The sequence below is a fragment of the Spirillospora sp. NPDC047418 genome (assembly GCF_040643275.1).
Classification (GTDB): domain Bacteria; phylum Actinomycetota; class Actinomycetes; order Streptosporangiales; family Streptosporangiaceae; genus Spirillospora.
This window is the reverse complement of the sequence record NZ_JBEYTW010000169.1, coordinates 1-8,482: the sequence shown is the minus strand read 5'-3', so window position 1 is coordinate 8,482 and position 8,482 is coordinate 1. Positions and strand designations below refer to the sequence as shown.

The following is an 8,482-nucleotide window of genomic DNA, read 5'->3' as shown; positions in this document are numbered from 1 at the left end:
TCGTCTACCAGGGGCTTCTTCACATCACCCGCCGAACGCCTCCATCGCGATCATGCTGTGATCGACGTCCGCCCGGACGGATGAAAAAGGGTCAAGGCAAGCTGCGCTCCGCGGGAACCTTCTCAAGGGAGAAGGATGCGGAAGCCGCATGGCGAGACGCAGAACTAAAGATCCGGAATGGTCAGCCATGGGATCCGCAACGCGGGAAACAGAAGTTTCGGTATTACGTCGAAGAGAAGTGGCTTCCGAATCACGTCATGGAGCCGAGCACGCGACAGGACTATATCTCCGCGATCTATAAGCATCTCATGCCGTACTTCGGCAACATGAAGATGCGCGAGATCTACCCGGAGAACGTCCAGGAATGGATCACATGGCTCAAGGCACGCGGCGTTAAGCCTCGCCGGATCCAGTACTGCAAAGTCTCGATCCTCAACGCGATCTTCACCACGGCACTGCGGGACAACATCATCGCGATCCACCCCAGCCGAGGAATCAAGACCGATCCCGTTCCGGAAAAGATCCGGGACATCATCACGACCGAGCAATTCGATGCCATCTACAAGAATCTGCCGAACACGGACGCTCAACTCCTCGTCGAAACCGACATCGAGAGCGGTCTGCGCTGGGGAGAGCTGAGCGAACTCCGCGTCAAAGATCTCAACTTCGAAACCGACATCCTCACGGTGAGCCGGGCCGTCGTCGAACTCACCCGAGAGAACCATCCCGAAGGCAAGCGGTTCCTCGTCAAGGAATACCCGAAGAACAAAAAGCACCGGAGGTTCAAGCTCAGCCCCCAGATCGTCGCCAAGCTCAAAGCGCACACGAAGGCATACAACCTCGCGCCGGAGGATCTATTCTTCGCACGCCGATCGATAGAAGAGGCCAATCCGTGCTTCCAACAGATCAAAGAACCATCGACATTCGTAGCGCCCAACGGACGGACCTACACCCACGGGACGATCACCGGCTACAACCTGGGCAAGTGCAAATGCGATCGCTGCCGAGGTGCCTACGCCGAGTACCGCGCAAGGCGCCGCGCGAAGGGCAAGGACAATCCAAGAAAGCCTCGGGTCGTCGACACGGACCCCCACATCTCGGCCAACTGGTTCCGCATTCACTGCTGGTACCCGGCGCGTGAGGCCGCCGACCTGACGTTCAAGCCACGCGTCCACGACCTCAGACACGCGCACGCATCCTGGCTCCTCGCAGGCGGCGCCGACCTCCAGGTTGTGAAAGAACGCCTGGGGCACCTCAAGCTCTCCACGACGGAGAAGTACCTCCACACCCTCCCCACTGCGGACGAAACCGCACTCGCCGCGCTCGATAAGATCCGCAGCTCCGGCAGGTCCGAACCGCCGCTAGAGCAGGTGCCCGACGACCAGCTTGCGGAGGCCCACGAGGAGATCGGTCGCCTGCGATACCTGATCGCAGACCTGACCATCGCCCAACACACCACCGCTGACAGACGCCTACGCCCCGCCTAGTCCACCGCCAGGGGCGTTCCAGCAGCGAGCAGGACGCCCCTGTCATCACTCGTCGGACCCGTGCCAGTCGCTGGCCTTCTCGTTGCGAACCCTCGTAGGGACGATGAGGACACGCGGTGGCGTCCCCGTCGGCGTTGAAGAAGTACAGTTGCGAACCCTCGTAGGGACGATGAGGACGTCAAGGGTCAGGGTCACGCGGCCCCGATCCCGCTTGTTGCGAACCCTCGTAGGGACGATGAGGACCGCGGAAACCTCCGAGCGCAATCCCGCTCCCGAGCGTTGCGAACCCTCGTAGGGACGATGAGGACTCGGTGGCCTTGAAGCCGACCGCCGCCGCGCCGAGGTTGCGAACCCTCGTAGGGACGATGAGGACCCCACGGTAAAGCCGCAGGTGCGCGTGGGGGAGTGAAGCCCGCTTGAAACGGATTCTGCAGCGATCCGCCGGTTGTGCTGTCAACCCCGGCGTGTCGCTGAAAACTGCTTGATCAATTTCAGTGACGGCTCGGATGGCTGAGAGGTCACAAGACGCCGGTCGAGGGCTCGCGCACACCGCCGTATCGCCCCTTTCGCGGTCGGTTACAACGATCTCTCGTCTATCGGGTGGCCATCGAGGGTCATGGCGTCTGTAGCGGCGGTATTGCCTGGTCAGGACGTCTGGTGGGAGGAGGGGCCAGCGGGTGACGGTGCCGGTCGTCTTGTCGATGACCAGGGTGGTCTGTGTTTGCAGCGTGGCGACCGGTAGCGGGTGGGGAAGGGTCACCAGGATGGGGATGGCCTGGTAGGCCTCCTGGAGTTCTTGGATGTGGATGAGGATCGGGCCATGGTCACGGCGGGGCAGGTGGAGGCGGGGCGGCGCCAGGCCTCCGCGATGTCGATGGCCGTGGGACGGTCTGGAGGGCCGAGCGCGCCGGTCAGTATCCGGGTGGTGCCGAGGAACAGGTCTTGGGTGCGGCGGAGGAAGTCGAGGGTGTGGTCGTCGAGGTGGTCGGTGGCGGCCGGTTGCGCGAGGACATGGTCGATGGCGTTGCGGTCGGCTCATTCGGCGAGTGTGCGGATGCGTTTGAGGCCTTGCAACAGGTGCGCGTGGCGGTTGGCTGCGGGGTGCATGGAGTCTCGTCCTTCAAGGGTGGGTGGTGGGGGCCGAGGACGGGGCGGACGGGAGGCACCACCGCGTCCCCGGGGTAGGTGAGCCCGGTGTCGGCCGGGCTCTTGGTCAGGTCGGCGTCGTCGTTGCGTTGTTTCGTGGTGGCTGACGACAGTTCGGCGGTCTCTTGGATGTCGGTGAGCGGCTGGTGCTGGTAGCGCCGTCCCTCGCGCCAGGAGAACGCTTTCGGTTCGACCCAGATGTTCAGGGCTGTGGTGGTGAGCACGGAGATGCCGGCATCGTCGCTGCGGCAGGTGGTGGGGATGCCGCGGGCCCTGAGCGCTTCAGACAGCCGGTTCGTCGCCGACGATCGTGGCGAGGGCCCGGTGGTACGTCCACCGGAGTGTGGGTATCTCCTACGGGTTCGAGAAAGTCGGCATTTGGGACATTAGCGACCGATCCCGCCCCGCCCACCTGCACATTTCCGACCTGAGAGCGTGTCTCATGCGGAAAGTTTGGCGAGCTTCTTGTAGCAGGTGATGGTGGCTGCGAGGACGAGGAAGGCGTTGAACAGGTGGCCGTGGCGTTCGTAGCGGACGGTCAGGCGCCGGTAGCCGAACAGCCAGGCCAAGGGCCGTTCGATCTTCCATCGGTGGCGGCCCGGCCGTTCGCTGGACTCGATGCCGGCCCGGGCGATGCGCGGCACAACCCCGCGCCCGCGCAGCCAGGCCAGGTGCTCGGCCGAGTTGTAGGCCTTGTCGGCGCGGAGCTTGGCCGGCCGCCGCCGGCGCGGCCCGCGTCGTGACCGGATCGGCGGCAACGCCATCAGCAGCGGCTTGAGCGCCCGGCTGTCGTGGACGTTGGCGGCCGATACCGCGACCACCAGCGGCGTCGGAAAGCACGTGGAGTTTGCTGCCCTTCTTGCCTCGATCGACCGGATTGGGGCCGGTCAGCGTGCCCCCCCTTCTAGCGCGGACCGCGGCGGCGTCCACGATCGCCGACGCCCAGTCCACCTGCCCGCGCGCGCCGAGCTCGTCCAGCACGGCATGGTGCAACCGGAGCCACACCCCCGCGGCAGTCCAGGCGGTGAACCGCCGATGCGCGGTCGGCACCTTCACCCCGAACTCGCCCGGGAGATGCCGCCACGCGCACCCACTGGTCAGCGCATAGACGATCGCGGTGAACACCGCCCGATCATCCACGGCGCCGTCCCGCCACCCTGCCGACGCGGCGTGAACTCCGGGACCAACGGCTCGACGATCACCCAAAACTCATCCGGCACCAACCGGAGCGCAAGATCCGACGACACGATCCCCCATCATGCCGCACCACTTACCGAAACCCACGTGGGACACACTTTAAGACGCTGAGCGCGAGAATCAGCAGACGACAGCGGGGCATTGTCGCCGTGAGTCTCGCCAAAGAACGGAGAGAGCATCGCGTAGGCGACAGCGAACACCGTCCCTGGTTGCCCCGTCGCCGCGATCGACACATTGAGGTCTGACGACAAGGCGGGGAGGAAACCAGCGACGACGAAGGCGTCGGTGCCCACAGCGAACGTACCCAGCGCGAGTCATGACACCCTGCCCGCGGAGCCGCGACAGGGCACCGGGGCCGGTCGAGGGAATGCCGAGGTGTCCATTGCGCCGTTCTCCTTTCAGGAAAGACAGGTGCCGACCGGAACGTTCCCAACAGCCGGGGAAGCCGTCCTGTTGAACAACCTGGCTCCCCCGCGCCAGGCCGGGATCGGGCCGGCGCGTGGGGATGCGCGGTGGCCGCGGCGGTTAGCTGGCGCTCACAAGTGCCGTGGTGCGCGCCACGGTGTTCGCGGCGGCGATCACGGCGTCCATACTCGCGGCGAGGACGGATTGTTCCTGGCCAGCCGACCAGGTGACGCCAGACTCAGTTCGGTGTTCGAGCAGGGTCAGCGCGTCGCTGTCGTTGCCCGCGCCCACGCTGGTCTGGTGCAGGCTGAGGACATCGACCCGGATGCCCTGAGCATCGAGCGCCGCTGTGAGGGCCTCAACAGGGCCGACGTCAGGATGCGTGCTGGCCAGTTCGCGTCCATCGACTCGGAGCGTGATGTGAGTCCGGGCCTGTCCATCCATCTCTGAGGTGTCGTAGCCGACCAGGACGATCGGGTCGATGCCGGCGGACTGATGGAGGTAGACGTCGCGGAAGACCGACCACAGTTCTGACGCGGCGACTTCGCCGCCCGTGGCATCGGTGTACTGCTGGACGTGGCGGGCGAAATCGATCTGCAAACGCCTCGGCAGCTCGATGCCGTACTCGGTCTCCAGCAGGTAGGCGATGCCACCCTTGCCCGACTGCGAGTTCACGCGGATCACCGCGTCATAGTCGCGGCTGATGTCGGCCGGGTCGATCGGCAGGTACGGCACCCCCCATTCTATGTCCTGCTCGGGGCGCCCCTCGGCGGCGGCGCGGGCGCGGTGCTCGGCGAAGCCCTTCTTGATCGCATCCTGGTGTGTGCCGCTGAACGCGGTGTGCACCAGATCTCCAACGTAAGGATGCCGGGGGTGGACTTCGAGGCGGTTGCAGTATTCGACGGTGCGGCGGATCTCATCGATGTCGGAGAAGTCGATCATCGGGTCGATGCCCTGCGCGTGCAGATTCAGCGCGAGGGTGGCGATGTCCACGTTGCCGGTGCGCTCGCCGTTGCCGAAGATGCACCCCTCGATGCGCTGGGCGCCGGCGAGTACGGCGAGTTCCGCACAGGCGATGCCGGTGCCGCGGTCGTTGTGCGGGTGCACCGAAAGGATCACCGCATCACGACGGGCGAGGTTCTTGTGCATGTACTCGATCTGGTCCGCGTACACGTTCGGGGTGGCGACCTCGACCGTGGCGGGCAGGTTCAGGATCACCGGGCGTTCCGGGGTCGCTTCCCACAGCCCGGTCATGGAGTCGCAGATGTCGAGTACATAGTCGGGCTCGGTGAGGTTAAACACCTCAGGGGAGAACTCGAAGCGCACATTCGGCAGATCGCCGGCGAACTCCAGCACGTCACGGCCACCGGCGAGGATCAGTTGCTTCAAGTCGGCGGGCTCGTAGCCGAGCACGATGCTGCGCCAGGTCGGTGCGGTCGCGGTGTACATGTGGATCACGACCGGGTTCGTGATACCCCGGATCGACGCGACCGTGCGCTCGATCAGATCGCGGCGTGCCGGGGTGAACACCACGATCGTCACGTCGTCGGGGGCGACATCCGTCTCAGCGATCAAGCGCACGAAGTCGTAGTCAGTCTGCGATGCAGACGGGTAACCGACCTCGATCTCCTTGTAGCCCATTGCGACCATCAGCTCGAAGAAGCGGCGCTTACGCGCTGGGTCCATCGGCTCGGCCAGCGCCTGGTTGCCGTCGCGCAGATCGACCGGCACCCACAACGGGGCAGCCGTGAGACGGCGGGTCGGCCACTCCCTCTCGGTCAGCGGGATGTCCACGCGGGAGTAGACGTCGGTGTAGCGGTGGGAAGGCATCTGCGAATGCCGCTGCCGATTCCAGAGCGGTGCCTTCTCAGGCACGGGGCCAGAGGGGGTCGAGATACGTGGGAATGCTGTCGTAGTCATGTCGGTGGTTCCTTCATTCTTCGGGTCAGGCGACCGGCGCAGGGTTCGGCTCCACGACGGGGAGCCGGTCTGGCTAGGCCCCGCCGTGGCGGCGAAGAAGAAGGGACTCGACGGAGAACATAGGTAGACTGTAACACAAGTCCTCAGACAAGCTGAGTAATCGGGAGTCGTACATGGCGCAGGTGAGACGGGCTCCGCTGGCGGATCAGGCCGCCGGGTTGCTGCTGGAACGAATCAAGTCCGGTGAGTGGGGGCTGGGCGAGAAGTTGCCAGGCGAGACCACCCTCGCGCCCCAACTCGGGGTCGGTCGCTCGACCGTCCGCGAGGCGATCCGCCAACTCGCCGGGCGCGGAGTGCTGGCCTCCCGGCAAGGCTCGGGCGTGTACGTAACCGCGCTGGACGCCCCTGAGGACTGGGATGTGGTGCTGCGCCGGGCCGACATCGCCGCAGTGATCGAGGCACGTGTCGCGATCGAGACCGAAGCCGCTGCCCTCGCGGCCGAGCGCCGCACGCCCCAAGACCTACGCCTCATCCGCCGTGCCCTCGCTCAGCGAGCCGAGCACCGCTTTGACATCGAGACCCACGTCGATGCTGACACTGCTTTCCACCGCGCGATCGTCGCTGCGGCACACAACCCCGTCCTCCTCGAACTGTTCGACAGCTTCACTCCCCGACTGCGTGAAGCCATGATCGACATGCTGCGCATCCGCAGAAAGTTCGGCAGCGACTACGATCACGCTGTCCACGCCGAACTGGCAGAAGCAATCGCCGGACGCGATGAAGCGGTCGCCGCAAGATGTAGTCGCTCTCACTTGCTGTCCCTAAGGGATGGACTCGCCTAACCTCCGATTGGCTTCTAGCACTGAGTCGCAGAGAGTCAGCAGGAGTCGATCGACGGAAAAACGCCGCATATCCTCTAGTCTTGGATGAACGAGCGAGCATCGCCTGTAACGAGATTACACCATTACCAAGCGCAGTCATCTGCCGGTTCGATGTGAACATATGCACGGGGTCCGTTGCCCATCCTTCAGGGAGCCCCATGAACCATTCCACGAACTCTGGTGCCGGTCTTGGCCCGACGGTGTCGTCAGAAAGCGCGGGGGCTGGTGCTGCCCACCCGGTGACATGTTCCCAGCGGGCGATGGCGTCCCCAGCGGCGAAGATGTTCTCGATCAGGGACCACAGCGAGTCGTCATTCTTACTCACCGATCCATGCGGTCCGTTGAGTGCGAGGTCGATGATCTGGTGAGACAGCGCGATCGTGCCCCGGCGTGCCTGCACTTGATCTAGGGTCTCGCCGCCTCGGGTTGAGTCGGTCGCAAGCGCTGTCCTGAACAGCGTCTTGACGGCGGGCGAGGATGAAGATGCGGACCCTTGGGTGAGGAGCGCTGACAAGGGACGCTGCTAGGCCGATCCATTGTGCGTCGTACCGCAGGTCGGCCAGATCGCCGAGTACGGCGCCGGCTGCCCGGAGAGGTCGAGCTGCGATGTCTCCCAGACCCCACAGGTTGGGTTCCAGGTTGCGAAGGGTTGCAGGGTCGGGGCTGCGCTGATCATCGTCGTCTCCTTCTGTCGTTGCGCGGATGGCTGGGGATGAGAGCAGCCCGCGCACGTTCTCGATCACCACCAGGCTGGGTTGCAGCACACCGATGGCTTCGGCCATGTGCGCCCAGAAGACTCGCTTGCCAACTGTTGAGACGTCCTGGCAGGGGGAATCCACCGCAGAGCACGTTGACCGGAGTAGCGTCGTTCCAGTTGATGGTGATGATGTACCCCAGTTGGGGCGTCGGGCCAGTGGTGGGCGAAATGCGGGCGACAGGCTGGTTGTTCTCGGAGAACCAGATCGTGGCTGCGTCGAAGACGTCCTCGACGGCGAAGTCGAGACCGCCGTAGCCGCTGAACAGGGAACTGACCCGCAGTGGCAGGTCGTAGTCGTTGAGGTCGGGCATGCGAACTCCGGGTGCCAGTGATCCCCGCTTCAACTTCACGCAGGAGGTCGCGCACCGGGCTGGTCACCGAGCTGGTCACCGGCCAGGTGCGCGACACCCCGACCTTCACCCGACGCTACCGACACCAGTTCTCGTGTGAGCTACGTCTGGCGCACCATCCATCCGAGTGGGCAGTGAGATCCCAGGCCAACCCATCGGTTCTCGCGCCTCCGCCCATTCCGCACCACCACACGTCTTTCAGACGAGGCCCGGGGCGCCCCGCCGGGGGGCGGGGGACAGTCGCGCGCCGGGTGGTGGGGGCCCCCCCGGTCAACAAACGAGCCACGTATAACCGGGTGTAGCGGGGGTGGGGCCGAATGACGGGCGCGCGGGGGGCCG

The 8,482-nt window shown here is 65.0% G+C and carries 5 protein-coding genes, 2 pseudogenes and 1 CRISPR repeat array; of the genes and pseudogenes, 2 read left to right on the top strand and 5 right to left on the bottom strand.

The features are described from left to right. On the top strand, positions 1–1,487 hold a 1,487-nt coding region (locus tag ABZ806_RS44265), incomplete at its 5' end, for a tyrosine-type recombinase/integrase (RefSeq protein ID WP_500225858.1). Between the two features lie 81 nt (positions 1,488–1,568). Beyond that, a CRISPR array of direct repeats spans positions 1,569–1,860; the repeat unit is 30 nt; unit sequence GTTGCGAACCCTCGTAGGGACGATGAGGAC. Between the two features lie 261 nt (positions 1,861–2,121). Here ABZ806_RS44265 and ABZ806_RS44260 read toward each other — a convergent pair. The 4 genes and pseudogenes from ABZ806_RS44260 to ABZ806_RS44245 all read right to left on the bottom strand — a co-directional run. Then, positions 2,122–2,301 (bottom strand): annotated as a pseudogene (locus ABZ806_RS44260) (SUKH-4 family immunity protein); the annotation flags it as partial. Between the two features lie 97 nt (positions 2,302–2,398). Next, positions 2,399–2,857: a hypothetical protein gene (locus tag ABZ806_RS44255; RefSeq protein WP_500225856.1), complete on the bottom strand. Its 459-nt coding sequence runs from the start codon at positions 2,855–2,857 to the stop codon at positions 2,399–2,401. A 216-nt stretch (positions 2,858–3,073) separates the two neighbouring features. After that, positions 3,074–3,880: pseudogene (locus tag ABZ806_RS44250) on the bottom strand (IS5 family transposase). Positions 3,881–4,355: 475 nt separating this feature from the next. Further along, positions 4,356–6,065 (bottom strand): 2-isopropylmalate synthase, encoded by a 1,710-nt coding sequence (locus ABZ806_RS44245; protein WP_500225859.1) that lies wholly within the window; start codon positions 6,063–6,065, stop codon positions 4,356–4,358. Positions 6,066–6,328: 263 nt separating this feature from the next. Here ABZ806_RS44245 and ABZ806_RS44240 point away from each other — a divergent pair, with 263 nt between their 5' ends. After that, positions 6,329–6,997: a FadR/GntR family transcriptional regulator gene (locus ABZ806_RS44240; RefSeq protein ID WP_500225855.1), complete on the top strand. Its 669-nt coding sequence runs from the start codon at positions 6,329–6,331 to the stop codon at positions 6,995–6,997. A 711-nt stretch (positions 6,998–7,708) separates the two neighbouring features. Here ABZ806_RS44240 and ABZ806_RS44235 read toward each other — a convergent pair. Continuing rightward, complete coding sequence (locus tag ABZ806_RS44235) at positions 7,709–8,104, bottom strand: hypothetical protein (protein ID WP_500225853.1); 396 nt, start codon at positions 8,102–8,104, stop codon at positions 7,709–7,711. Between the last annotated feature and the right edge of the window lie 378 nt (positions 8,105–8,482).